The 26,762-nt window shown below is 36.0% G+C and carries 27 protein-coding genes and 1 riboswitch; of the genes, 5 read left to right on the forward strand and 22 right to left on the reverse strand.

The genetic code is table 11. The annotated features are described in order from the left end of the window. The first annotated feature begins 29 nt into the window (after nucleotides 1–29). Entirely contained in the window at nucleotides 30–926 is an 897-nt protein-coding gene (locus HP569_RS05540; RefSeq protein WP_182200175.1) for a fructose bisphosphate aldolase, read from the forward strand. A 108-nt stretch (nucleotides 927–1,034) separates the two neighbouring features. Here HP569_RS05540 and HP569_RS05545 read toward each other — a convergent pair whose 3' ends face one another. Both HP569_RS05545 and HP569_RS05550 read right to left on the reverse strand, forming a co-directional pair. Continuing rightward, nucleotides 1,035–1,802 (reverse strand): YibE/F family protein, encoded by a 768-nt coding sequence (locus tag HP569_RS05545; RefSeq protein ID WP_182200176.1) that lies wholly within the window; start codon nucleotides 1,800–1,802, stop codon nucleotides 1,035–1,037. Then, a complete protein-coding gene (locus HP569_RS05550; RefSeq protein ID WP_182200349.1) occupies nucleotides 1,799–2,896 on the reverse strand; it encodes a YibE/F family protein in 1,098 nt (365 codons plus the stop codon). Before HP569_RS05550 ends, HP569_RS05545 begins: the two co-directional genes overlap by 4 nt. A gap of 293 nt (nucleotides 2,897–3,189) precedes the next feature. Here HP569_RS05550 and HP569_RS05555 point away from each other — a divergent pair, with 293 nt between their 5' ends. Further along, the gene (locus HP569_RS05555) at nucleotides 3,190–3,684 is read left to right on the forward strand and encodes a fasciclin domain-containing protein (RefSeq protein WP_182200177.1); all 495 of its coding nucleotides are present in this window, start codon (nucleotides 3,190–3,192) and stop codon (nucleotides 3,682–3,684) included. Between the two features lie 95 nt (nucleotides 3,685–3,779). Here HP569_RS05555 and HP569_RS05560 read toward each other — a convergent pair whose 3' ends face one another. Continuing rightward, entirely contained in the window at nucleotides 3,780–3,935 is a 156-nt protein-coding gene (locus HP569_RS05560) for a hypothetical protein (RefSeq protein ID WP_246366935.1), read from the reverse strand. Nucleotides 3,936–4,261: 326 nt separating this feature from the next. Here HP569_RS05560 and HP569_RS05565 point away from each other — a divergent pair, with 326 nt between their 5' ends. Both HP569_RS05565 and HP569_RS05570 read left to right on the forward strand, forming a co-directional pair. Then, nucleotides 4,262–5,005: a polysaccharide deacetylase family protein gene (locus HP569_RS05565; protein ID WP_182200178.1), complete on the forward strand. Its 744-nt coding sequence runs from the start codon at nucleotides 4,262–4,264 to the stop codon at nucleotides 5,003–5,005. A 14-nt stretch (nucleotides 5,006–5,019) separates the two neighbouring features. Then, nucleotides 5,020–5,976 (forward strand): ABC transporter substrate-binding protein, encoded by a 957-nt coding sequence (locus HP569_RS05570; RefSeq protein WP_182200179.1) that lies wholly within the window; start codon nucleotides 5,020–5,022, stop codon nucleotides 5,974–5,976. Between the two features lie 35 nt (nucleotides 5,977–6,011). Here the strand turns inward: HP569_RS05570 and HP569_RS05575 are convergent, their stop codons facing one another. Together HP569_RS05575 and HP569_RS05580 are read right to left on the reverse strand one after the other, a co-directional pair. Continuing rightward, nucleotides 6,012–6,767, reverse strand: a complete 756-nt coding sequence (locus HP569_RS05575) for an ABC transporter permease (RefSeq protein WP_182200180.1) — start codon at nucleotides 6,765–6,767, stop codon at nucleotides 6,012–6,014. Beyond that, entirely contained in the window at nucleotides 6,742–7,521 is a 780-nt protein-coding gene (locus HP569_RS05580; protein WP_182200181.1) for an ABC transporter ATP-binding protein, read from the reverse strand. The genes HP569_RS05575 and HP569_RS05580 overlap by 26 nt, the downstream gene beginning before the upstream one ends. 318 nt (nucleotides 7,522–7,839) lie before the next feature. Here HP569_RS05580 and HP569_RS05585 point away from each other — a divergent pair, with 318 nt between their 5' ends. Then, a complete protein-coding gene (locus tag HP569_RS05585; protein WP_220464450.1) occupies nucleotides 7,840–8,721 on the forward strand; it encodes a ferritin family protein in 882 nt (293 codons plus the stop codon). 51 nt (nucleotides 8,722–8,772) lie between these two features. Here the strand turns inward: HP569_RS05585 and HP569_RS05590 are convergent, their stop codons facing one another. The 17 genes from HP569_RS05590 to HP569_RS05670 form a co-directional block, all read right to left on the reverse strand. Continuing rightward, a complete protein-coding gene (locus tag HP569_RS05590; RefSeq protein WP_182200182.1) occupies nucleotides 8,773–9,306 on the reverse strand; it encodes a phosphoribosyltransferase family protein in 534 nt (177 codons plus the stop codon). A gap of 15 nt (nucleotides 9,307–9,321) precedes the next feature. Next, entirely contained in the window at nucleotides 9,322–10,395 is a 1,074-nt protein-coding gene (locus HP569_RS05595) for an NCS2 family permease (RefSeq protein WP_182200183.1), read from the reverse strand. Between the two features lie 222 nt (nucleotides 10,396–10,617). Continuing rightward, nucleotides 10,618–10,719: riboswitch (purine riboswitch) on the reverse strand. 81 nt (nucleotides 10,720–10,800) lie between these two features. After that, on the reverse strand, nucleotides 10,801–10,983 hold the full coding sequence (locus HP569_RS05600; protein ID WP_182200184.1) for a hypothetical protein: 183 nt from the start codon (nucleotides 10,981–10,983) through the stop codon (nucleotides 10,801–10,803). 122 nt (nucleotides 10,984–11,105) lie between these two features. Further along, nucleotides 11,106–12,446 carry a glycoside hydrolase family 1 protein gene (locus HP569_RS05605; RefSeq protein ID WP_182200185.1) on the reverse strand — a complete coding sequence of 447 codons (1,341 nt, stop codon included), beginning with the start codon at nucleotides 12,444–12,446 and terminating at the stop codon, nucleotides 11,106–11,108. Between the two features lie 109 nt (nucleotides 12,447–12,555). Further along, nucleotides 12,556–13,446 (reverse strand): ROK family protein, encoded by an 891-nt coding sequence (locus tag HP569_RS05610; RefSeq protein WP_182200186.1) that lies wholly within the window; start codon nucleotides 13,444–13,446, stop codon nucleotides 12,556–12,558. A 38-nt stretch (nucleotides 13,447–13,484) separates the two neighbouring features. Next, entirely contained in the window at nucleotides 13,485–14,105 is a 621-nt protein-coding gene (locus tag HP569_RS05615) for a DUF624 domain-containing protein (RefSeq protein ID WP_182200187.1), read from the reverse strand. A 27-nt stretch (nucleotides 14,106–14,132) separates the two neighbouring features. Further along, nucleotides 14,133–15,002 carry a carbohydrate ABC transporter permease gene (locus HP569_RS05620; RefSeq protein WP_182200188.1) on the reverse strand — a complete coding sequence of 290 codons (870 nt, stop codon included), beginning with the start codon at nucleotides 15,000–15,002 and terminating at the stop codon, nucleotides 14,133–14,135. A 15-nt stretch (nucleotides 15,003–15,017) separates the two neighbouring features. Beyond that, the gene (locus HP569_RS05625) at nucleotides 15,018–15,890 is read right to left on the reverse strand and encodes a carbohydrate ABC transporter permease (protein WP_182200189.1); all 873 of its coding nucleotides are present in this window, start codon (nucleotides 15,888–15,890) and stop codon (nucleotides 15,018–15,020) included. Nucleotides 15,891–15,915: 25 nt separating this feature from the next. Beyond that, the gene (locus HP569_RS05630) at nucleotides 15,916–17,217 is read right to left on the reverse strand and encodes an extracellular solute-binding protein (protein ID WP_182200190.1); all 1,302 of its coding nucleotides are present in this window, start codon (nucleotides 17,215–17,217) and stop codon (nucleotides 15,916–15,918) included. Nucleotides 17,218–17,434: 217 nt separating this feature from the next. Then, a complete protein-coding gene (locus tag HP569_RS05635) occupies nucleotides 17,435–18,520 on the reverse strand; it encodes a DUF871 domain-containing protein (protein ID WP_182200191.1) in 1,086 nt (361 codons plus the stop codon). 26 nt (nucleotides 18,521–18,546) lie between these two features. Continuing rightward, nucleotides 18,547–20,058, reverse strand: coding sequence for a response regulator (locus HP569_RS05640; protein ID WP_182200192.1), 1,512 nt, complete (start codon nucleotides 20,056–20,058; stop codon nucleotides 18,547–18,549). Continuing rightward, nucleotides 20,055–21,797, reverse strand: a complete 1,743-nt coding sequence (locus HP569_RS05645; protein ID WP_182200193.1) for a cache domain-containing sensor histidine kinase — start codon at nucleotides 21,795–21,797, stop codon at nucleotides 20,055–20,057. The genes HP569_RS05640 and HP569_RS05645 overlap by 4 nt, the downstream gene beginning before the upstream one ends. Nucleotides 21,798–21,964: 167 nt before the next feature. Beyond that, entirely contained in the window at nucleotides 21,965–22,687 is a 723-nt protein-coding gene (locus tag HP569_RS05650) for a GntR family transcriptional regulator (RefSeq protein WP_182200194.1), read from the reverse strand. A 15-nt stretch (nucleotides 22,688–22,702) separates the two neighbouring features. Beyond that, on the reverse strand, nucleotides 22,703–23,716 hold the full coding sequence (locus tag HP569_RS05655) for a sugar kinase (RefSeq protein WP_182200195.1): 1,014 nt from the start codon (nucleotides 23,714–23,716) through the stop codon (nucleotides 22,703–22,705). Further along, complete coding sequence (gene dagF / locus HP569_RS05660) at nucleotides 23,709–24,464, reverse strand: 2-dehydro-3-deoxy-phosphogluconate aldolase (protein WP_182200351.1); 756 nt, start codon at nucleotides 24,462–24,464, stop codon at nucleotides 23,709–23,711. Before dagF ends, HP569_RS05655 begins: the two co-directional genes overlap by 8 nt. Beyond that, nucleotides 24,464–25,510 carry a DgaE family pyridoxal phosphate-dependent ammonia lyase gene (locus HP569_RS05665; protein WP_182200352.1) on the reverse strand — a complete coding sequence of 349 codons (1,047 nt, stop codon included), beginning with the start codon at nucleotides 25,508–25,510 and terminating at the stop codon, nucleotides 24,464–24,466. Before HP569_RS05665 ends, dagF begins: the two co-directional genes overlap by 1 nt. A 37-nt stretch (nucleotides 25,511–25,547) precedes the next feature. After that, a complete protein-coding gene (locus HP569_RS05670; RefSeq protein ID WP_182200196.1) occupies nucleotides 25,548–26,651 on the reverse strand; it encodes an amidohydrolase/deacetylase family metallohydrolase in 1,104 nt (367 codons plus the stop codon). Nucleotides 26,652–26,762 lie beyond the last annotated feature (111 nt).

Below are 26,762 nucleotides of genomic sequence, written 5' to 3' on the forward strand. Positions count from 1 at the left end.
CAATAACGATAAACAAAGGAGTGGATCACATGCTAGAAAGTCAACTAGAAACGATGAAAAACGGAAATGGATTTATTGCAGCACTAGATCAAAGTGGTGGCAGTACACCTAAAGCATTAGCGGATTATGGTATCAGTAAAGATAGTTATAGTACAGACGAGGAAATGTTTGAGCTTGTACATGAAATGCGTACACGTATCATCACTTCTCCAGCTTTTAATTCAGACCAGATCTTAGGTGCGATTTTATTTGAACAAACAATGGACAGCAAGATCGACAATCGCTATACAGCTGATTACTTAGCCAATGTAAAAGGAATTGTTCCTTTTCTAAAAGTGGATAAAGGGTTGGCCGATGAAGAAAATGGTGTACAAGTTATGAAGCCAATTCCTAACCTTGACGCATTATTAAAGCGAGCAAATGAACGTGGTATTTTTGGTACAAAAATGCGCTCCGTAATTAAAAAAGCAAATCAGTTAGCGATTAAAGAAGTCGTAGATCAACAATTTGAAATTGGCAAACAGATTATTCATGCTGGTTTGGTACCAATTATTGAGCCTGAAGTAGATATTCATAGCCCTGAAAAGGAACTAGCTGAAGAGATGTTAAAAACAGAAATATTGAAACATCTAGATAAGCTGTCATCGGAAGAACAGGTAATGTTAAAACTATCAATCCCTACAAAACCTAATTTATATAAAGAATTAGTGGATCATCCCCAAGTGGTTCGCGTTGTAGCTTTATCAGGCGGCTATTCCCGTGAGGAAGCAAATAGTAAGCTGAAAGAAAACGATGGAATCATCGCCAGTTTCTCTAGAGCATTGAGTCAGGATTTAAATGCAAATCAAACAGATGAAGCATTTGATGAGGAATTAAGAAAAGCAGTGAATTCCATTTATGATGCATCTGTATTCAAAGTTAAATAATTATACTAAAAGAGACATTAGTGGGTACATCCACTAATGTCTTTTCTGAATACATTATTTTCACATAGTTGACTAAGTGGATTTTTTTAACGTCACACCTTAATCCACTTAGTCCGCTTGTTTGGGCGTCCTCGTTAACACATATGCTGTAATCCATGCGGTTACTGGAATTATTAATGCAACACCGATCCCACCACAAAGAATTGTCATCATTTCAGCACTAAAAATTTTATTATTAATAATCTCTCCAAACGTATACTCTAAATCGATATACCGAATGAGTAATGCAAGATATCCACCAAAAAATGCGAAAAATAGTGTATTGGCATTCGTACCTAGAAGGTCTTTACCAATTCGCATTCCAGCCATAAACAGTTCTCTTCGACTAATTGTAGGATGATGTTTACGAATTTCAAACATTGGTGAACTTACTGCAATAGCTTCATCTGTTATCGCACCGATCGTACTCATAATAATTACGGATGCAGCAATTTTAACAAAGTCAATTCCAAGGTAATAAGAATAAATCGTTTGCTCTTCTACCTCTTCTTCTCCAAAGCCATGTATCATGGACTGCTCTGTCACTATAAAAATAAATAATAGCATGAGAGCAGTAGTTAGTAATGTCGAGATAAAAGCTGTTTTCGTTTTACTATTTACTTCATTAATAAAAAATAAAGTGACACAACTGATCAGTGCACAAGCAACTAAAGTCAGAAGAATTGGATCTGCATTAGGATCTGTCATAATTAAAACAGCTACAAGCAACACAAAAAAGTTTACAAATAACGCGATAAAGGAGCGTATCCCTTTTTTACCACCAATAATGGCCATAAGTAGAAACAATACTCCAGCTAGTACAACTAATGCATTCATGATTTCACCTGCTTCCAAAGAATAAATAGAATGGTAACGTACAAGCCAATAGGAATCGTAAGCACAATCCCTATTCCTCCTGCAAGTGCACGCGTTAATTCTAATGAAAGGTTCATGGAAAGGGTAAATCCTAAGGAAGCATCATTCATTAAATAGAGTAATAATGATGGAATAGTTCCACTTACATAGGCAAAAAACAAAATATTTGTCATCGTCCCCATAATATCCTTGCCTATTTCAATTCCGGATTCTCTTAAGTCTTTTATAGATATAGCATTATTTTTTTCGTATAAGCTAAACAGCGAAGAGGACATTGATACACCGATATCCATTACAGCACCTAATGCCCCTACTAATATACCTGCCATAAAGATAGCTTGTGGTGGTCGGCTTAAAAAGGACATCTCTTCGAAACGCAATCCTTGCTCGTTCGTTATATCTAAAACATACATCGTAATAAACAACAACATGAATGTCCCTAGCAAGGTCGCAATTATTGCTGCATAGGTTTGCGCTTTAAACCCGCTTACAAATAATAATGATAGGATAGACATGACAATAACGGCACCGCTCATAATAACTAACAAACTGACATTAGCTGTATCAATATATAAATCAAGTGCATAGGCAATGATTACTGCATTTACGACTAAACTAATCATTGCGAAAAGCCCTTGCTTTCTCCCTACGGCTAGCAAAACGAAAATAAACAGCCACGCAACAACAAGTAAAGCTTGGTCACGTTTGATATCAGCGATACTTCCAACTAATTGCCCTGAGCTTGATTCTTCAACAGAGACAAACACCTCATCACCAACCGACAGCTTAGGGTGATATGCTCTTGAGTCAGAATATTCATTTGTTAACTCTATCTGACTCCCCTTTTCTTCTCCATTTTTTAAAGTCGCATGAATCAATTGTGTATATACGACATCATGGTTTTCTTTACTGTCTGTTACATTCGCTTGCTCCTCATTTACTATCTCAGAAACCTCAGCAATAGGTTTATGATAAAATGTTGCATTATGATTAACAAAAACCAGTGAAACTAGGCATAAAAGAAAAAGAATACTTGCCAAAAACCACTGCTTCATTTTCACTTGCAATAAAATCTGTTTCAATTTATTCAAAATAACAACTCCTGCTTGATTTTACTACCAATCATCATAAATACAAATAAATGCCTCAGATGATTTATCTATTTTATCACATTAAATGGGACAAAGGGGACTGACCCCTTTGTCACCCCTTTGTCCCATTCTTTATATAGAAAAAATACGAATAAAATAATTAATTATTAGAATACTACTCTTAAAGAAGACGTGCTTAGCTTAAACCAAGTAGAAGAAAGTATGTCCAGCATATCAACAAAAGGAGGATGTATCTAATGTTAAAAAGAAAAATAGCTCTAGCTTTGTTGTTCTTTATCATGACCGTTCCGTTTGCAAGCAGTGTAGGTGCAATGGAAAATCCAGAGGAAGAGAAAAATATTGTCGACATAGCAACAGAATCAGGGAATTTCAATACCTTAATTGCCGCTTTAGAAAAAGCCAATTTAGTCGATACCTTAAAGGGAGATGGTCCTTTTACCGTATTTGCCCCAACAGACGCAGCATTCGAAAAATTACTTACTGATTTAGACATTTCAGCTGAAGAACTACTAGCAAGAAAAGATTTAAAGGAAATTCTACTTTATCATGTCGTACCAGAAAAAATAATGTCCACTGATTTAAAAGATCGAATGAAAATTAAAACATTGGCAGAAAAAAAATTAAAAATTAAATTAGATCCTGTTCGTGTAAATAAATCAACTGTTGTCAAGCCAGATATTGAAGCATCAAATGGTGTTATCCACGTAATTGATAGTGTGTTATTGCCATAATTAGAAACTCCCCAATCTTATTGTTCACTTTAGATAGGGGAGTTTTACTTTATATTCACCAAAAAAGGTTATTTAGTTATCAACACAAGAATAGGTTAAAGTTTGATCTGATAATCTCTTACCATATCCTTTAATGCTGGTCTTGTATTTCCTTCCCTGCCTACAACAGATGTTGCTGTAATTAAAGAGTTAAGCACTGCTTCTTCTGTCGCTTCGTCGATATCCTGCTCATGGATTTGCGATAATGCCAAGCATGCATTTGGTTTGTCATGAGGAACCTTATTTGCGGTTGAGAAAGCGGCAAATCGGTTGCAATAATAACAATAACTGAACCTTTATCTTCTTGTGGATATGTATCTTACATTTTTTCATTCTACTAAAAAACAATATGTTATTGTGTCAAAGGTGCATTCATGCTATTCTTTTATTATTGTTTGTGAATATTTTAACAAAAAGCCAAGGAAAAAAAAGAACGAAAATGCCTCCATCAAAAAAGAAGAGTTTATGACATCTTTCGTAAAGAAATTGACTGCACAGCAATTGGTTTTATAATCAATTAGAATAGGGAGGAATACACATGACATTTACAACTGTGCTATACCATGAAATTAGAAGAGAAGAAGAGTTTAATCCAGACAATCCCTCACACATTGATGTGAAACAAGCGTATGATGATATATTGCCATCCGCTTTGTTTGTTACGCTTGAACAATTCGAAGAGCAAATGGCTTATTTGAAAGACAACCACTTTCATACGCTATCATTAAGCGAAGTCAAAGATTATTACATAAAACAAACACCTATCCCTGAAAAATCAATACTACTTACATTTGATGACTGCTTTCAATCAGTAAAAGAATTTGCTTATCCAGTGTTAAAGAAGCATGGATTTCATGCTGTTTCGTTTGTGGTAACAGGATGGCTTCATGAAGATGTAAAAATTTTTAATCCAGAAAAATCAGTTTGCCTTTCCAAGCAAGATCTAAAAGACATGGAAGATGTATTTGAATATGCCAACCACACAGATGCGTTTCACCAAAGAAAAGATGAGTCTGTCAGCCTTATGATGGAAGCCACAGACGAGGCATTTGCAGCAGATTTAGCCGTGTGTAACGAATATGTTCCGGTTAAAAATGTATTCGCCTATCCATTCGGGTTATTCACAGACAGAAATGTTGCCCTTTTAAAACAAAATGGATTTCGTTTAGCATTCACATGTGAAAATGGTAAAAATGATAAACATACAGATCCATTATTATTAAAAAGAAATGTAATACCATACTTTTTAACGATAGAACAATTTAAAGCAATTGTTGACTAAGAAGGAGAAATACAATGAAACTAAAATTACTAAGCTACCTATTCCTTGCATCCAGTATTTTTTTACTAGCAGCTTGTTCAAGCAATGATACAGATGTAGATCAAACGAAAGGGAATGAACCTAGTGGTGAAGCGTTTACCATTGGTACATTACCAGCAGAAGCGTCACTTCCGATAATTTTGGCGGAAGAGAATGGTTATTTTGAAGAAAATGGTGTCAATGTATCGATTAAAACATTTACCTCACCAAATGATCGAAATGTTGCGCTACAAGCAAATGAATTAGACGCTGCTATTGGAGATGTTATGACAGCAGCCGCTTTCGTTGATAGAGGAATCAAACTTAAAATTACATCAGATATTAATGAAGATTTTAAGATTTTATCGTCACCTGATTCTAACATTATAGATATACAAGAGTTAGATGGAAAGGATGTCTCTCTCGTACCTAATTTTATTCTTGAATATATAATGGATGAAATTGCTAAGGCAAATGATTTCAATTACAACATTGTTGAAATTCCTTCTTTTTCAGGTAGATCAGAGGCTCTGTTATCTAATCAAATAGACGGTGTTGTCTTTACTGAACCTCAAGCTGGGATGTTAGTGAAACAAGGCGCACATCTATTAGCAAGTTCAAGCAAAGCAGGTATAAAAGGTGGAACTATTTTCTTTACAGAAGAAATGGTAAAAAACAACCCGGAAGATATACAAGCTTTTTACACCGCTTATAACAAAGCGATTGATTATATGAATGAAACCGATGCGAATGAATATGCTGATATTTTATCTAATTATCAATTTCCAGAGGCGATGAGTAACTATATTAATAATAAATCAACGCCTTATACACATGCAGCTAGTATTGATCAAGATCAATTTGACAGTATCATTACCTGGACAAAAGAAAAAGAACAAATCTCGCAAACCTATCGTTATGATGAGCTAACAGATTTTTCATTTATCAAATAGAATACATTATTATTGAAAAACCTTTTTGATTAAAATCAAAAAGGTTTTTTATTCCAAGGGGTGGTTTTCGCCTCTAATAAATCAATTGCCTTAAACATTAAAATACCTAAAAAACTTAAAGCCACGATACCACTAAACATTTCAATATAATCCATTTTGGTCCACGCACTTAGGATATAGTAACCGATCCCATATGTTGTTGCGTAATTTTCAGCAAAAAATAAAGTTGCTAATGAAATGCCAATACTAATACGTAATCCGGAAAATATATGAGGTGAAATTGCAGGAATAATTAAATATCGATATTTACTTAACGTGGAAGAAGCGAAACTATCCATCACAGTAAAATATGACGATGGAATTTGCCTTACTCCATCCCTCACCGACAAAATAATCTGAAACACTATAATGAAAATAATTAAGATGACTTTCGATTGATTTCCCAAACCATACAAAAGCATTAGTACAGGTAAAAACGCTACCTTAGGAATGGGATAAATATAATAAAGAAACGGTGAAAAAAATTGATTGAATAAATGATTGATTCCGGCGAATATGCCAATCGGCACTCCTATTATTAAAGCAATGCCAACGGCCACTAATACCCTAGACATGCTAGCTAGCACATGTAACAAAACAGGTAGTTTCATTGTGTATAAATATATTAATGTTTCCATTGGAGCTGGAATCGTATGTGTATCAATTAGAAAGTAAATTACTTGCCAAGCCAAAAGTGTAGTTAAGAATCCAATAAAAAGTTGATTGTTACTTATTGTGCGTAAATACTTCATCTAGCTCCATCTCCAGGTTTATATGTTTTCTTACATCAATACAGGCTTGATAAAAGGCTAAGGTTTCTCTATTATTTTCAATTCCAAAAAGCGGATTGGGAATGCGCGTTATTTTTCCGCCCTCACGCATAATTAGAATCACTTCTCCTAAATAGACTGCTTCTTCAATATCATGTGTTACAAAGAGCATGGTTGTTTGTTGTTTTTTATGTTGCGCTAAAATAAGTGCTTGAATGGATTCTTTTGTCATAGCATCAATTGCCGTTGTCGGTTCATCCATTAAAAGAAAGTCCGGTTCTGTAATTAGTGTTCTTGCTAAAGCTACTCGTTGCTTTTGCCCACCACTTAGTTCATGTGGATATCTTTCATGACAATCTTCTATTTGCAACTCTTTTAACCATTTAAAAACACTTGATTTGAGGGATTCTTTTTGTACAGATGTATGCATTTGTAGCGGCATTTTAATGGAATCAAAAGCTGTTTGCCACGGAAAGAGACCCAATTCTTGAAATAAAAATCCAGTTTTCACTCTTGGTTTGATCAGTTTTTTGTCATTGATATAAATTGAACCACTATCCGGTGAAATAAAACCAGCTAGTAATTGTAACAAGGTAGATTTGCCAATACCTGATTGACCAATCAACGCATACGAAACGCCCTTATCAAGCGATAAGCTTAGCTGATTAATGACCGCCCGCTCCCCAAATCGATAAGAAACATCTGACAGCCGAATAAAAGCATCCTTGTTTTTCATAACGCTTCCGTCCTTTCTGAATAATACTATCATACCATAAGGGAAATTGAACCTGCGCCTCCTCTATTTTTATAATACAAGCTATACAAGATTGAATAGATAAACACAATTAGGCCAGGCACGTAAATTAATATGCCTTGCATAACATAAAGTAATTTCAATAAGCCCGCGTAATCTATCCAACTAATAATTACCCATTATAAGATTCACTTTTTACGAGAGGTTTATCCCAAAACTAACACTTACATTTCTCAAGTATTGATCAGTGTGTTCATACTGGATAAACGGACTCAAAAGTATAGTAGGAGGTTGATTATTTTGTATACCGATCCAAGTGATGAACAAAGATCGTCTGACTTTAATTTACAAAAAAGCATTCAAAAAGCAATCAATGGTGAGTATAGCGCTATTATTTGTTATAAAAAATTAGCCAATCTCTCCCCTTTGCAGGATGAAAGAAAGAGAATACTTGATATACGCGAGGATGAAAAACGTCACTTCAACGAATTTAACTCAATTTACAAAAAGATCACTGGAAAACAAGCAACCTATGAATTTATAGACAATTGTCAAAGTACTTTTAAAGAAGGGGTTATTGCTGCCTTTAAAGATGAACAAGAAACAGTGGATTTCTATTTAAATATTGCAGATATGACAGAAGATGTAGACATTAAGCAAGCTTTTCAACGAGCAGCAGCGGATGAACAAAAGCATGCAGTATGGTTTCTTTCATTTTTAAACAATAGCAATCAATCTGATACCAGTAGGCAAAAAGAGGACTATGGAGCAACGGCTGCTCTAACTGCTTCTTCTCTATCTATAGCAGATATGCTCACTTATGCGCTACAAGATGAATACTTGGCTCAAGCTCGATATGACAATATACTAGCCAACTTTGGCAATGTTAGAACATTTGCCAGAATCAAAGCGGCAGAATTAAGACATATTGATGCACTTCTTCCGTTGTTTGATCGCTATCAAGTTCCATTTCCAATTGATCAGTCAACATCATTCATTACTACTCCAGAAACGATTAAAGACGCATATGCAGCTGGTGTACAAGGTGAAATTGACAATATTTCTATGTATGACAAATTTTTGACACTTGCAATTCCAGTTGATCTTCAAGTAGTATTCACACAATTACGCAATGCCTCTATTAACCATTTAGCAGCATTTGAAAGAGGCCTTACACGATAAAAATGGGACATTGGGGTCAGTCCCCAATGTCCCACCCCTCAATATCCCATTTTAAAATAGTGGTAATTTCTCTAAATAGATAATATCTTCGCGTTCTGCTGCGCTTCCTTCTGCGAGAATAGCCGCTTTAGCTAAAACATCTGCTCCTGCTTCTTCTAATAATACTTCTAATCCTCTGATCGATTCGCCAGTACTAATAACATCATCTATAATAGCTACTTTCTTTCCTTTAATTACTGCTGCGTCTGTTCCATCTAAACAAAGTGTTTGTTCTTTTTGTGTTGTAATAGATGTAACCTGTTTGATCAAAGGAGATTGCATATAAGGCTTCACGCTTTTTCTTGCCACGATATATTGACTCATACCTAGTACTTTTGAGATTTCGTGAATTAATGGAATTCCCTTTGCTTCTGCTGTAACAATATAATCAATAGCTGGTAACTCTTCTGCTAATAGCGGTGCAAGGTATGCGACCAGCTCTGTATCTCCTAAAATATCAAAACTAGCAATACGTACATGTTCTGAAACATTGACAATCGGTAAATCTCTTTTTATGCCTTTAATATTTATCTCAAATGTCTCCATTATCATTCACCTCATTTAAAATCCAAAGATATTTATTAAAAATTGTATAATGACTCCTGAAACCATTCCTACAAACGGATCGGTTATCGCTGTAACGATCATTGTGATAGCACCAACAACGCCGAAAGAGGCTTCACCAGTTGTTAATGCTGCAATCGCATTGTCTGGTAATGTAACAATCGCACCTAACACAAATAAAAAACCAGAAATAGATGCAGTAGGGATATACTTCCCTATTTTCGGAAGAATACCGAAAATTAAAATAATCGCCATGATGACCATCATTAATACTCCCGACCAGACAGGATGCGGTGCGCTAGCTGTTGCAGAAATAATTACCTCTACCGGACCACCACCGAATAAAGATGAAGCCATATCTGCTACACTACTAATCATGGCTAGAATATCTACATTTACATCTCGGTCAGCAATCGAGCCATTTATATTTCCAAAAGCAATATTCGCACCAATATTTAAGCAAACCATCGCTAGTGCTCCACGAAGTACCATTGGATTTAAAATAAGGGACTGTCGAACTATTTTTTCTTTAACGAAAGGTTTCTTATTTTCACTGATTTGATCTTTTTTAAAAAAGTAGAAAACAAGACTAGATAACACTACAGATATAGTAATGGTATACACTAGATCTTTCGTAGCGATGTAAGTCAGTAACCCGGAGGCAAAGGAGACAATACCTGCAAGCTTATTCCCTTTCGCCATATCCCACGCAACTTTTGATAGCATAATTCCTACACCAGCCATCATACCACTCGTTATAACAGGGCCAATGATATTTATGATCGTTTCCAATAAACCAAATGCTCCGATAAAAAACATAATTGCTGCACCGAAGAAAATCATAGATAATCTTTCGCGTAAATTCTTTCCCATCGTTCCGGCAACAGTAATTGTTTCAGCTTGAAAAGAAATAACCGCTACCGAGCTTGTTAATGCGTTCCCTGCAGCACCAGCAACAAAGGCCAATGCAGTTGGGACAGATGCAAAACCAAAAGCTAAAGCTAGTAAGCCTTGCGGTAAACCATTTAACACACCACTTAATGCTGCTAATACATCTTTAATTATTTCCATACGTTTCCCCCGATTGCACCCATATCTCTTTGGATCGGAAAACCTTTTGATAGCACAGCTCTATATAATAGACTGCTACCATGTATTGACGGTAATATATTCTAGCCACTGTGATTTTTTGTTAATAAAAACAGAAAAAGCCGCCTATAAGTATAGACGACTAGATAACTAGAATGAATGACAAAAAAAGCACACGTATTACGATGCATATCTTTGTTAGTTATTCTACTATTAACCGTCCATAGTAGAGTAATTCTCGGTTACTCTGTAGAGACTCCCAGACCATATTTCCAGGAATATATGGGGTGCTTTTATTTTTTTATGTACAAAAAGAACTTATCATAAACTGTTTACATAAGCAACTACAAAATGGGACATTGGGGTCAGTCCCCAATGTCCCAAAATCTATTTACCTTCTGTTTTTGCTGTTTGTCTGACCGATGTAATAAAGGAACCTAGCATTAATAATATACTGAAGATGATTAACAAGACTGCAGGAATAGTGGTAATAAATAATTCTTTAGCTATATAGAACAGTTGTAAACCTATTAACAAACTTATAAATCCACCTAAAAAATATTTAACCACCCCTATACTTCCTCTCTACAATTGAAACAATTTTGAAAAATTAGTACTCCACCTGATTATAACAAAATAAATGTAAAAAACATACTTTTACAAAAAATAAATGGGACAAAAGGGCCTGACCCCTATGTCCCATTTATCATTTGTTTAAACCAGTAAAAGCTTTTTTTCTTGTATCGTTTTAGGTCGAGTAAGTCTTGCTCATCGCGATTGACATAAATCAGTCCATAGCGCTTTGACATTTGGCCTTTTGAGCTTAGAATATCTGTTGATCCCCATGTCAAGTAACCAATGACATCGACACCTTCTTGCATGGCGATTTTAATTTGTTCTATGTGCTGTTCTAAATATTCAATTCGGTAGTCATCATCTACACTATTGTCTTCATTTAAGCTTTCTCTCACACCGATACCATTTTCCGTAATAAAGATTGGTAATTTATAACGTGCATAAATATCTTTTAAAGCAATTCGTAGACCAATTGGATCGATCGCTGCATCCCATTCAGTCTTTTTTAAATGAGGATTTTTCATCATGCCAGCTACAGGATTAGCATCATCTGTATGCTGTACCACTCTACTTTGATAATAGCTAATAGATAAGTAGTCTGCGGTATTCTCCTGTAGCAAAGCTAAATCATCACGATCCATTATGGGCAACATACCCTTTTGCTCTAATTTAGCTTTGAAGTAACTAGGATATTCTCCATTCACAAAAATATCAAGATAACAATCAATTAATAATTGCTTTACTTCGACATTAGCCAACACATCTTCTGGTTGTGATGTTGCTGGATAAGTTAGCAGATAGGAAATCATGCCACCCATCTTCGCATCCGGAATAATCGCACGCATAGCCTTTGTTGCTTTCGCATGAGCGATTAGCACATTATGACAAAGCTGATATTTTAATGCTTTAGAAGGCTCGTCATCTAAAACACCCCAATATTCCGGGTTAAGTAAAACGACATTGATCTCATTAAACGTAAGCCAGTATTTCACTTTATCCTTATAACGATTGAATACACATTTTGCATAAGTTTCGAACAAATCCACTACTTTTCTTGAAGCAAAACCGTTATACTTCTCAGCCAAAACGAGAGGTAAATCAAAGTGGTATAAAGTAATAACTGGCTCGATCCCGTTTGCAAGTAATTCATCAAAAAGCGCATCATAAAACCTTAGCCCTGCTTCGTTTACTTCCCCATCACCATTAGGAAAAATTCTTGACCAAGAAATACTTGTTCGATATGCGTTGTAACCCATCTCTTTGAATAGTGCAATATCCTCTTTAAAACGATGATAAAAGTCTATCGCTGTTGTCCAATCGGAGTAACCTTCAGGAATTTCTCTTGCATCAATGATTGATAGGCCTTTTCCATACAAATCTGCTGCACCTTCTGTTTGGAACGATGTAACCGCTCCTCCCCACATAAAATCTTCTCGTATAACACCTTTCGATTGCACGTTTCTTGCCCCTCTTCTGCTTTACTTTTTTTGAGCACACTGATGTTTTTCCTAGCCCTAAACCAGCGCCTCATTTTTCATACTAAAATGGGACAGAAGGGTCTGACCCCTATGTCCCGCTTAATTGTTTTTTAAGACCATATACAGCGCCTAATAAATTAGCATTTTGCTTGAATTTGCAAATACCGACAGTTGGTCTTACTGTCGCTTTAGGCATTGTTTTTAAAAATCGATCTAATTTATCATAAATACGCTCAATTAAGTCTTCTCGCGCACTAATCCCACCACTTAACAAGATTACCTCGGGATCATAAACATATTGCAAATTAAAAATACCCAATGCTAGCAGATGGAAAAAGTCATCAATCGCCTCGATACAAATTTCATCACCAGCCTCCGCTAAGCTGAAAATCTCTTCACCTGATAACGCATCAACTGGAAGGTTTTTCTTTTTTGCAACTTTTCTTATCATCGAAACGGTTGAATCCATTCGCGTCCAACCGTCTCCAGCTATCTCTTTATTTACATTCAGTAGCATAAATCCGAACTCCCCACCATGAAGGTTTGCTCCTTTATGCAATTTACCATCCTTAATAATTGCACCACCAATTCCGGTACCAATAGCCATGACGATAACGTCCTGCTTTCCTTTCGCCGCACCAGCCCAAACTTCTGCATAACCCGCACAATTCGCATCATTTTCCATATAAACAGGCAAGTTCGTTCCTTGCTGTATTAATTCCTTCATGTTTGGACCATGTATATAAGAAATAGCACTTGCACCATAAACAATTCCATCATCTGACACAGCACCCGGTATACTTATCGCTACTCCTTTTGCATCATTATGTAATTCGGCATAAAGTTGTATAATTGTCAGTAAGTCTTCCAGCTCTGTTGGTGTCTTTACCTTTTGATGCTCAAGAATAGTGCTATCATCATCAATCAGGCCATACTTTATATACGTGCCACCAATATCGAACGCAATAAATTTATCCATTACTATACCTCCCCATCTAATAACTAACGCCTACGCGCTCAATTCAAACTTTCTCCACCATCGTTCTTATCACCTATCAATGTTAGTAATCTTTGACTTTCTTCTGAATTACCAATTTTCACAACAAAGAACATCGTTATACTCACTCCAAAAAAGAATGCAATCCCAGGTATAAAAGCTATCGAAAGTATGAATCCCATAAACGCAAGTACATAACCTACATTGTTTTTTGGTAATACCCATACAAACGAAAATGCTCGTTTCACCTGATAGACGATCGGTTTTCCCAATTCAAAATACTGAAAAAAGTGAAGCATGCTCAAGAACACTAAGCCGAGCATCCCTAATGCTAAGACTTTCATATATACCACTTGAAAAATTATTACGTTGATAATTAAGAGAACGAACATGAATAAAAACACGATTCCAGCGCCACTCAACTTTATAAAAGAACGGGTAAAAGCATTTCGAAATATACGAAATGCTTCTATACTGGATAAATCTTTTTCTTTTAAGACCATAATAAGGGCATGCGTGGCAGGAAAAACTCCAAACACAATGAAGCCTAGCAAACTAAATAACACCCAAAGAACTTGTAAATAGGCAAACCAATATATCTTCTCTATTACAATAGCGTATTTTGAAAGAATTGTATTCAACTGCCACACCGCCTTATCTATTATTCTTTATCCTTTCACCGAACCAGCTACCATACCCTTCATAATTTGTTCCTGGAACATTAAATACATTACAATCGTTGGCAAGACTGCAATTGTCATTGCTGCCATCGTTAACGCATAATCTGTACTAAAGCCATCTGAGAATATAGCAAGACTAAGTGGTAAAGTTTTTAATGAACTATCATTAATAAACACTAATGCGAAAACAAATTCATTCCAATATCTCAAAAATGCTAGAATTGCCACTGTCGACAAAGCCGGGACACTTAACGGAAGCATAATTTTGAAGAAGATTCCCCAATAACCACTTCCATCAATAACCGCCGCTTCTTCTAATTCCTTAGGGATCGTACTCATATAAGCAACCGTTAAAAATATTGCAATCGGAAGCTCAAATGCAGTATAAGGCAGAATCAATGCCCAATAGGTATCTAATAGACCCACTTCATTCATCAATGTAAATAAAGGAACTAACGTACTATGAACTGGGATTAACATACCTAGCATAAAGAATACGACTAAAACTCCTTTTAACTTAAAGGTAAAACGTGATAACACATAAGCAGTTAGCGCACCTAAGAATATAGTCAATACGGTGGCCGTAACAGTAACAATCGTTGAGTTAATCATTGCCTGACCAAGATTAGCTACTTCCCAAGCCCGTTGGAAATTTTCAAACGTGAAGCTTGTTGGGAATGCATATGGTTGTGTAAAAAACTCTTCATTCGTCTTAAATGCACTCGTAATTAACCAATATAGTGGGTAAACCATTAATAAAGAGAATGTGGTTAAGAACAATACCCTAATGGTTTTAAATAATCCTGTTTTTAATGAAAAACCCAAAGAGGAATTCTGTTTATATGTTTCAGTACTCATCTGATCGACACCTCCTTAGTCCTTTCTTCTCATTAAAACTTGGCTTATTAAAATTAGAATTAAACTTAGAATAATGATCATCGTTGATATTGCAGATCCAAATCCATATCTATAAACCAAAAAGGTATTATTGTACATATAGGTGGCCAGAATCTCAGTTGATTGTGCTGGTCCCCCTCCAGTCATAACGAATACTTGATCAAATGCTTTCAAGCTACCAGAAATACACAATATGATTACTACTTTAATGGTTCCCCACATATTAGGTAAAATAATGTAGACAAGTTTTCTCCACCCAGTAGCCCCATCAAGTAAAGCTGCTTCTTCAATTTCTCCTGGAATGTTTTGTATCGCAGCAATAAAAATAATTAAATATGGGCCAATATAGTTCCAAATAATCGGAACCGCTACTGCATACATATTCACCTCTGGATCAGCTAACCAAGCTCTCGTCCATGACTCTAGACCAACAGAGCGTAAAACTGCGTTAATAACACCTAGCTCAGGGTCAAAAATATAGCCCCAGATTAAACCTACTACTACGGTAGAGATAACCATCGGCAAAAATACTGCGGATCGTACAAATCTCTGGAACATATTACTCTTTCTTAATAACAGTGCAAGCCCTAATGCAATTGGTACTTGCCCTAAAACGGATGCCCCTACAATAATTAAGTTATTCTTAAAGGACCTCCAAAATATTGGACTTTGAACAACTTCAAGATAGTTTTGAAATCCGATAAATGTTGCATCACCTAATCCCGACCATTCAAAGAAACCATAATATGAAGACCAGAAGATTGGTATGATGACAAAGAAACTGTAAAGCAAAAGGGCTGGAAGTAACGTAATTACTAACAATCCTCTTAACTTTGAACTAGATTGCATAATTTTCCCTCCCTTTGCCCTTTAATTATTTGTTTGCTGCTTGTGCTTTCTCGATATCTTGTGCTACTTTTTCAACGTCTCCACCTAACATAATTTCTTGTAGACCGTTATTAACTGCTTCTCCGCCTGCAGATGTTAAATGCAAATCATATACAGGAGCAAATTCTGCACTCTTAACAAGGTTAAATGCTTCATAGAAAAGAGGGTTTACTGTTTCTTGATCAAGCTCAAGATCATACATTACCATGGAATTACTTTCAGCAATGGTGTTCTGAGCCTCTTCATTACTCAATGTGTAGATTAAGTCCAATGCAGCATCTTTTGCAGCGCCTTCTGTTTTACTACTTAGTAAATAGCCACCACCAGGACCACCTGTAATGGTGTTTCCTGCACCTTTACCATCTTCAATTGCAGGTACCGTTGTAATACCAATATTTTTTAGTACATCCTCAGATACAGAAGCTGATAGACTACTAATTGTCCATGAACCATTGATCATCATCGCTGCTTTACCTTGTGCAAAATACTGTTCTGCTTGTGTATTATCCATGCTATTCGCACCTTCAGGATAAGCGTCATGCTCTACAAGCTCTTTAAAATGGTTTAATGCATCAATGAATACTGGATCGGTAAATGATGCGCCATCCTCGTTAACCGCATTCATAAACCACTCTGTACCAGTTACTCGATCAGCAATAGCGCCAAATGTCGTAGATTGTGCAACCCACGGTGCTTTGTTCCCCATCGCTAATGGTGTAATACCTTTACTATTAAACGTATCTATTACTGAAATAAACTCATCCCATGTTTTTGGCACTTCTACATTATTTTCCTCAAATAATTGCTTGTTGTAATACATAAACGATGTTGCAGACATTGCAACAGGCGCAGAATACAATTCACCATCATAGTTATATGGATCTAATGCACCTTTTAAAAACGAATCTTTCCATTCAGGGTTATCATCAAATAAAGGCGTGATTGGCTGAATAAGGTCACTCTTGTGAAATTCATCCGTAAAGCTACCTGCATACGTTAAGAAAATATCTGGAAGTTCATCAGCAGCCGCAACCGTACTTATACGTTGGCGATAACCATCAACCGGAATTGCTTGTTCATCCACTTCAATTTCTGGATTATCTTCTTGGAACTGTGCAATCATATCCCTTACAGATCTTGCACGTAAATCATCTCCAGCGAAGTTGTGCCAAATAGATAATTTTACTTTCTCACTGTCACCACTTGCTGCTTCTTCATTATCACCGTCGCCTCCACAGGCAGCTAAGGCAAGAAGAAGTACGAACATCATAGCTAACAACTTTTTCATAATTAACCACTCCTTTTTTTATGTTCTACAGTTATTATATAATAGCGCTTTCATTCCAATAAGGTAGGGATTATACAGATGTAGGGAGACAAATCAAAGTGGATAAATTATACACTCATATGAAAAGTCCGAACCTCATACATGTCGCTAGGTTCGGACTTACTTTTCCCTAATCACTTAACCTGTTATTTTTATCCCTTAGCAAAAAGTCGTTCGATCACTTTTCCGCAAAAGAAAATGTACTCCATGGCTTAATATAATCTAATAGAAAGAGATTTTCGGGTATAACCTTTGCCACAAGATTCTTCCTCGGATCCTCTGGCATTTCTTTTAATACGATTTGTAGCTCTGCTTTATATTTTCCAAATGAATCATTGCCAATTACGATATCGCCGAACTTTTGCTTTTCAACAGAAAGAGCCGGAATAACGCTTTGACCATATTTTTTTCTTACTTCTGTAGAACGTACTAGATATTCACTAATATCGCCACGACGAACATGTAACTCATTTAGAACAATCTGCTTTTCTACATGAGATATTTTATCTTCAAACTCTATTTCCAGCTCTAAAAGATACCTATTTAACTTTCCTAGCTTAATAATTTCCTCTTCACTAGCATAAGCATTTCCAATAATGACATCATCGATCAGGTCTGTCGCCCATAAATGTTTCGCTTGTATTTGAATGGGCAAGTCACGATGCTCCTCTAATGTGCATAAGCCGTCATTAATATCCCACGGTCCTATTGTTGCGCTAGAAGATGACACAAATGCCGCCGTTCGAATGCCACGCTCCTTAAATCTCTTAGAACACTTCACAAAAAAATCATAAGGAAGCCCTGTATATTTTTGTGGATAGAAGTTGTGACAACCAATCAAATGATGCTTATTGGGCTGATGAGAAAGAATATTATTTAAATAATCAATATCATTACTCATATTCAACTCGATTTTTAAATCGTACGGATTATAAGTTAATGCTGCTTCCCCTTTACCATCAAAAGCTGCATCTAACCGAATCCCGTCTGCACCTAGCTCTGCGAAAAAACTTAGGTCATCATAACTAACACCTAATTTGTCAAACACAGCAGGAGCTACATCTAAAATAACCTCTAATTCCAAGTCTTTTGCATAAAAAATAATTTCTTTAAATGTCTGTACAATTTCTTCTTTCGGTTGCTCTGCTGAAAGTAAACATGTAAATACACGAGAAAAGCCATTTTCTTTAGCAAGCGTTAAATATGCTTTATCTTGCTCTAATGTAGATTTCTCTGGATAAATCGAAACACCAAGTTTACGCATGTAATCACATCTCCTTTAGAAGTACATTATTTGTTTTGTAAATGTTGCTCTCGATACTGTGTCGGTGTCATCTTATAATGCTTTTTGAATATTTTTGTAAAATATTTACTATCGTTATATCCAACTAATTTCGTAACTTCCTTCACATTAATTGATGTGTGCAATAAATAGTCAGCCGCTTTTTTTATACGTAGATCCGTTAATAGTTCAACATAAGACTTGCCAGTTTTCCTTCGTATGACAACACTTAAATAATTCGGATGCACTGGAATCTTTTCTGCAACCTCTTTGAGTGATAAGGGTTCTCCAAGATGGCTTTGCATGTATATGATGGAATCCTCCACGTAATTAGAACGCTTTTGATAACAATCTGTAAAGTTTTTGGAAATTACAGATAATAATGAAAACAATGCTTCCTTCGGTTGTTGAAACCATCTATGAAATGGAGGGATAGAATCATAATTATCCATACTTTCCTTTTGTCCATATTGATGAATAAAACGAATACTTTCCATATATAAGTGCTGTACATAAAATTGAATCGATTCAGGGGTGGACTCCGGGTGATCGATTAACCAATCAACAAACTGATTCGTCCATTGTTTAAGTTTTTGCTCATCACTAGCTTTCACGCAATCAATTAAATCGTTTTTGTGATCTGTCATGTTTTCTGTAAAAGGAATTCCCTTTCGTCCTATAATATCGTTCTCCGTTAACATTCGATTGTCTGTTAAAATCCATTGATATGGTATGAATGAAACCACCTGTTTATACAGGTTAGCTAGTTCATTAAGGGAGCTGACAGCAGAACTCATAATAATCGGCTTGCCATAAATCTCTTTTATTTTTCTAGAAGCAATTTGTATCAGGTAATCATCTTTTAAGTATTTGTCCCGTTTGAGCAAAACTAATGTATGATTTTGATAGCTGAACCATTTCCCATTGATATAACTGTTCCATATTTCCTCATTTAGTTGAATGTCATGTGCATTTGTAGCTTCATCGATTAACAGTAACTGATACGGACCTTCCTTCAATACGGGAATCGACGCAATTAAATGCTCTTGATTAAAAGTTTTTAAGTTTTTACGCAATACTGTTTTTAATTGATCCACTACCGATCTTTCTACTTCAGATTCTTTTAGTTGATCATATTCTTTCGCTCGCTCTAGACGTTTTTTCGCTCTTTCAACAGCAGCAATAATTTCTTTAGGCGAACTCGTTTTTAATAAATAATCACAAACATTTTGACGAATGGCCTCCTGAGTATATTCAAAATCGTCGTAGCCAGTGAGTAGGATCGATTCGATTTGGTGTGGACTTTTTGCAATATATGAAACCAACTCAAGTCCTGACATTCCTTTCATGCGAATATCTGTAATTAGAATATCGGGACACTCTTTGTCTAGCTGCTTAATCACTTCTTCCGCTGAAGCAACTGGTTCTAGCAACGTAAATCCTAACTCTTTCCACGGTATTACATTTGAAATTCCATCTCTAATAATCACTTCATCATCTGCAATTAAAACCTTCATCATTTGATCCCTCCCTTTATTGGAGTAGAAAAACTGATTACTGTTCCTTTATTCTGTTCACTTTCAATATGCAACCCGGACGATTCACCGAAATGTAGCATTAGTCTTAGATTCACATTACGTAGTCCATAATTTTTTCCGACAACTACCTCTGTGTCTTGGTCAGTAATAAATTGATGATTTAGTTCTTCTACTTTCTCTGCTGACATTCCAATTCCATTATCACTCACTTGAAAAAAGATCGATCCATCACACGCTTCTGCTGTTACATCAATCACACCGTAATGTCCCTCGATAGAGAAAAAACCATGGTTAATACTGTTTTCTATCAATGGTTGGAGAACAAGCTTTAACATTGTGTGTTGCTTTAGCTCGTCAGGAATATCTACATGAAGTTCAAAGCTGTCTGGATATCTAATTTTTAAAATTTCCAGGTAATGAATTAAATTACCTACTTCTTGTTCTACCGTACAATACTCATTACCTTTGTTAAGACTAAATCGTAAAAATTCACTCAGATGAGAGACTACCTTTACAATGTCATATGATTTCGCACTTAAAGCAATCCAGTGAACAGACGCTAACGTGTTGTACAAGAAGTGTGGATTGATTTGTGATTGCAATGCTTGTAAATCTAATGTTCGTTTGTTTGATTCATTCTTTTTCACTTCGTCCATTAAGGTGGCAATTCGTTGATTTAGATTATTATAACTTGTAATTAATTCACCTATTTCATTATCCGAATAAGAAACGACTGACTGTATACGATCGCCTGGATTAGATTCTTGAATCGACTTAGTCAATGTTGTCAGCGGCTTAAATACTTTTGATATAAAAAAGATGACTAAACCAGTAATAAGTAAAACTGCTAAAGCAACAAAATAGGTGGTCAACGATAGAACATATTGATTTTGTGAACTATATTCCTTGAACGGGATAATTTCTATTAACTTCCAATTAACTGAGGAAATCTTTCTTGTAAACACTGTTGCTTTATCGTTACCAAAAGTGTGAACAAAACGTTGATTATTTCCCCAATCTTTAACAGACTGACTCAATGTTTCCCTATCTATTTCAATTGGAGCTTGATTTGTGTTTTGTGCCAGTAATTGCTCCTCATTCATAATTAATACGAGCCCACTCCACTCTAGGTCAATGGAGTCTAAATACTCTGTTATCACTTCTTGACTTAAACTGATTGACAAATAACCAATTAAATTATAGTTATGCGTGCTACGAATTGGTCTTGTAAGGGTTATCATTTCTTTTCTTCCATCTAACGTTTGATTTTTTTCTTTTACAGACCACCATTGCCCCTTTGTTTGATTATTCGTATCGATTTGAATATCTTCCGAAACTAATGAGGTAGAAATGGTTTCGTTTCCATTTATAGGTGTGATCTTAATGTTCTCAATATATCTTTTCGAAAAGGCTAGATTAGACAAGAATCCATAGATTTCCCTTTGTTGCCCAATAAGATCTTCTTTTTGTCTTAAATAATCTTGAACAGATTGATGGCCAATTAAGAAAACAGAGATATTCTCTATATCACTTACAATAAACTCAATCGTATCCTGCAACTGATCAATGGAGCTTTCTCCTGAGATAGCGGCTCGTTCCTTCGAGACTTGAATCGTCATCATGTAGGCGAACATTCCTAGAAGACATACCGGAATTAAAACAACGACTAAAATGAAAACAGTTAGCTGATTTTTTAAAGAACGGCGAAACCATTTTTTCATAGCATGCAAATCCTTCTCTCTAAATTAGGTGAAAATTCAACAGCTGTATAAGCTAATCACAGTAATATCTTGAAATCACATGTCGTTTATCATACACTTCCTAAACGATCCGCTTTATCACTAAAAATCAGCACTTCATTCGTTGTCATGTCTTGCTACTATTTATCTTAATGATTTGTGTCATTGTAGGCTACAACGTAATTATGCTTTTCGGTATGATAATAACCTTCACTATATTCAACGACCTTACCATCTTCATCACTTGAACGACGTATTCTTTTTAAAATAGGTGCTCCCGTTTTTATTCTCAAAAAATTACTAATATGAGATGGGGCAACTGCTACAGCAAACTCATCTCGAAAGGTCTCTAAGCGAATGTTGTATTGTTCTAAAAAACGATACAATGAGCTAATTTGAACATGTTTTAATTCCTCGTCACTTAAAGGTAATAAAACGAAATGATTAAAGTAAATATATGGCTCTCCATTTAAAGAGTATACCCGTTCAATTTTAATACATTGATCACCAAAGATCGTGTAAAGCTCGGAATCCTTTGGTGGTGTTGCACGCTGAATCGCTAAAACCTCTTTCGTTATTTGGTGTCCCTCTTCTACCAACACCTCGGTAAAACGTTTCCCTTTAGAGAGTCGAGCGCCAGCAGAATTAGCAATTACTTTGGTACCCTTCCCACTTTTTTTCTCCAAATATCCTTCTTGAACTAATTCTTTAATCGCATTTCTTACCGTAATTTTACTGACGTTGAAAGCTGCTTCTAGCTGAGGTTCAGAAGGAATATTTGTATTTAAGGGATATTCACCATTAAGAATCCGATCCTTGATAATCTCTTTGACTTGTAAATACAATATCCCTTTATTTCTCTTGATCTCCATTATTAATCTCCTAACCTACCGTTTAATATCTTCCACATCTTCTATCATAGCAGATAAGATTTCCGTTTCCGTTGACATTGGTGTATCTCCAGCAATTGTACAAGCTAGCATACCTGAAGCAACAGCAAAGTCGACTGTGTTTTTTTCTGAGAACCCTGCAAGCTCACCATGGATAATACCACTCGCAAAAGCATCCCCAGATCCTATTCGATCATAAACTGAAAAAGAGCGATCATCTGAAAAGAAGAAATTGTTATTTTTATACATATACCCTGTTAAAGCATGTGTATTATCACTATTAATCTTTCGATGAGTACCTGCTATCGTTTTAATCGCAAACTTTTCCGCTACTTTCGGAATAAGCTCCATTAATTGTTCATCTTTTTTTGCTTTATCCGTTTCCATCCCTAGAATAAACATCGCATCTTTTTCATTCATCATGACAATATCAGCTAATGCCAACATATCTTCATAATGAGGCTTGGCTTGGTCATAACTTCCTTCCCATAAAGAAGGACGATAATTACAATCGAAACAAACAATTCCGCCTCTCTCTTTGACTTTCTGAGCTAACTGCTTCATGTTCTCACGGACTTGATCAGTCATCGCTAATGTAATGCCACAAAAATGAATCACATCCGCTTGTTCAGAAATTTTATTCATATCATAGTCAGCTGCTTGCGACGTATTAAAGCTACTTTCTAGACGGTTAGTATAGGTCACACGACTTGGACGTTGAGCAAAGCCATTCTCCAAAAAGAACATTCCCAAGTATTTACCGCCCCTAGCAATAAAATCTTTTTGGATTCCTAACCGTTGTAAATAGGAGGTAGCTGCGTCACCTAATGGATTATCGGGAATTTTTGTAACTAGGTATCCGTTATAACCTAGCTTCGTCATTGCAGAAGCAACATTTACTCCCGTTCCAGAAAAAGAATATTGTAATGTATTTGCTTGCGGTAACAATTCATAACCAGGAACTGTCATACGCATCATCACTTCTCCAAATGCAATGATGTTTTTAGGCATATTTCTCAACCAACTCTTTTGTCATTGCTAATAAGTTACGCACATCCGCTTCATTTGTATTACCTGTTTCTTTGTCGATAATTGATGAGTAAACATGCGGAATGATTTTAGGTACTTTTGCTGCTAAAGCAATTTCTAATATAGTTGAAAAATTATCTAAATCAATGCCACCGGTAGGTTCTAAAGCAAAACCTTCCTCGGCACAAGCCTGCGCAACTGCTCGAAACTCATCCTCATGCTTTAGTCCTTTCATTGGAAAGTACTTCAATGCATCTCCACCCATATCACGTACCAGGGCGATAGCTGATTTTATTGGTACAATTGCCTTCTCTTCAGAATCAGCACTTGCAGGACCAGTCGAGATATTTACATAGCCTACTTTACCTGTTGGAGACACAAGTGAATTAATCCAGCTATTCTGTTTATCAAGATTCGCTCGTGTCGCCCCTACTGCTGGGAACACTTGATTAATATGACTGCCAGGGTAATACTTAGCAATTTCAGCTACTACAGCAGCCTGTCTATTGTCACCAGCACCAAGGCCAATCGAAACAGCGTGATCAATAGCCTCACCGTATTCCTTCATTGCTATAACAGCTTCATCAACGGTATCATAATCCTTCGACAAGACACCGACTAAAACATGTCCTTCTGCAGCATCAAAAACCTGCTTTGCATTTTCAACACTTCCTGCTAGAACGTTTAACGCTACTCGATTTTGATAAAAACGCTTTTCTATATTCATGATTACTCTCCTCCTAATAAAATAGCTTTCAATCTATCTTTAATTATATGAATCTCGTCATCTTTCAATGGGCGAGGATCAATATCAAAGAAACCTTGTCGCACACCGTAATCTCTTGTATAAATAGCAATTTCTCCACTTTTCAGTTTTTCATTCACTTCTGTCGCTGTTACATTGGCTTGTTCAACGTCAATGTATACTCTACCTCTGAATATTGCTCTCCCCGCTTCATCTTGAACAATTTTTATCTCGACACCGTTAATAGAATTAAGATCTCGTAGCACTTCCAGACTTTCTTTTTCCTTTTCACTTTTATCTTGTTTAACAAAAAATTCATCTAATGCTTGAAGCAAACCAAAGGTCGATTCCTTCCCCACCTTCATACTTCTACCTATACAATGCATTTGAACTTTCAGCCAGTCAATATATTCTTTTTTACCCGCAACAATCCCCGAAGTCGGTCCTTCAATAGCTTTGGAACCACTGTAGATTGCTAAGTCAGAGATTTGGACATATTTCTTTAAATCTTCTTCAGCAGCTGCATCGACAATTAGTGGTACATGATTTTCTTGCGCTACCTGCCAAGCCTCTTCAACAGAAATCATATTCTTTTGTACTGCATGATGAGACTTTACATATAATATTGCTGCTGTATGATGATTAATCGCTTCTGCAATATGTGCTGCTTTTCCCTCGTTCGCATAACCAACCTCTACTAGCTCCCCACCACCGAGGTGTACCATCGTTTCAACCGGTGCACCGTATTGAACATTATGACCTTTTAGCATGATGATTTCATTTTTAGGTATTATTTCTTGATGAAGTCTCTCGCTCTTGCGACGCTTCCCTTCCGTAACAATTGCTGCTACAGATAAAGCAATACCACTCGATGCCGAGTTAACTACAATTGCTGCTTCTGATTCAAGAAGGTTAGCAATATATTCACCTGCTTTATCAACCAAATCAGCTATTTCCACATAATTCTTTCCACCTGTTTTCATTGCTTCCATTACCGTGTCAGATGGAGCAGACACACCTAAAATACTCATTCGTCCACTAGCATTGATTACCCGCTTCAATCCGTATTTAGCATTCAATGAATTCACCGTTAATGACAACTCCTTTTACTTCTATTTGTTTATTATAAAATCGCTCTATCCCTTCAGAATCCGTTAATTTAATTGGTTTTTCTTCAACAGAAAACAAGGTGAGATTAGCAAGATCTCCGGTCGCAATTCTACCAAGCGCTGGCCTACCCAACCACGTTGCTGCATTCACTGTCACAGCATCAATCACGTCCTTTAAGGAATAACCCAAACAGAGAAACTTAGTTAGGGTGTCAGCCAAGCTATATACAGGACCTTGCAGACGATTTTTTCGATAAATATCTGTACTTATCGTATCAAATGGAATGCCATATTTCTTTGCATCCTCTGCTGTTCGAAAGGAAAAGCTCGCATTACCATGTCCTACATCCAAGTGAACTCCTCGCTTCCTTGCTTCTAATAAACAAGGAAGTGGTTCTCCAAAGTTATTGAATAGATTATTTCTTTTACCGTGCAAATAATGAGTAATAACGTCTTTTTCTTTAAGCAGTTTAAGAACCTCAGATATGTCTGGTGGACCAGATCCAATATGCACCATTAACGGTAATTTTGTAGACTTAGAAAATTTCCTTGCTAGTTCTAACGGCTTTAAGCCATTCTCTCCAACTACACTATTACTAATTCTCGCCTTTAACCCGACAATAAAGTCTTGATATTTCTTGGCGGTTGTTAGCAATTCTTCTTCGTTTAACCAAGACAGATCCGACAATTCATCAATGCGTTGTAATCCAATCTTAGAAATATTTAAAAAAGCAAATACATTTGTTTTAGCTGTTTTTGAATATGTATACAGGTCATGTATCCGGTCAGCACCAGTACTTCCTGCATCAACAATTGTTGTTACACCTAATTTATAACCAATCTCATCAATTTCGTCTCCATATGGGTTAAATTCGGGAAATGCATGCACATGTAAATCAATCCAACCACTTGAAATATATACTGTTTGATTAAAATCTATGATTCTATCTGCCTTTCCCGTATTTGGTGGTGCAATTTCTACAATATTATTATTAGCTATTACAAGATCAATTACTTTTTCATCCGTAGTTCTCACATTTCGTAACACAAAACTATCCATCATGTCATCATTCCTTTTATACAGCCTGTTTGTAAACGCTTTGTTTTTCTTGTGTTAAAATTAGATTATCACCTAAAATGGCGTTGGTCAAGATAACGTTATAATGTTTATGGT

The organism is Paraliobacillus salinarum, from assembly GCF_014083865.1.
GTDB classification, from domain to species: Bacteria; Bacillota; Bacilli; order Bacillales; family Amphibacillaceae; genus Paraliobacillus; species Paraliobacillus salinarum.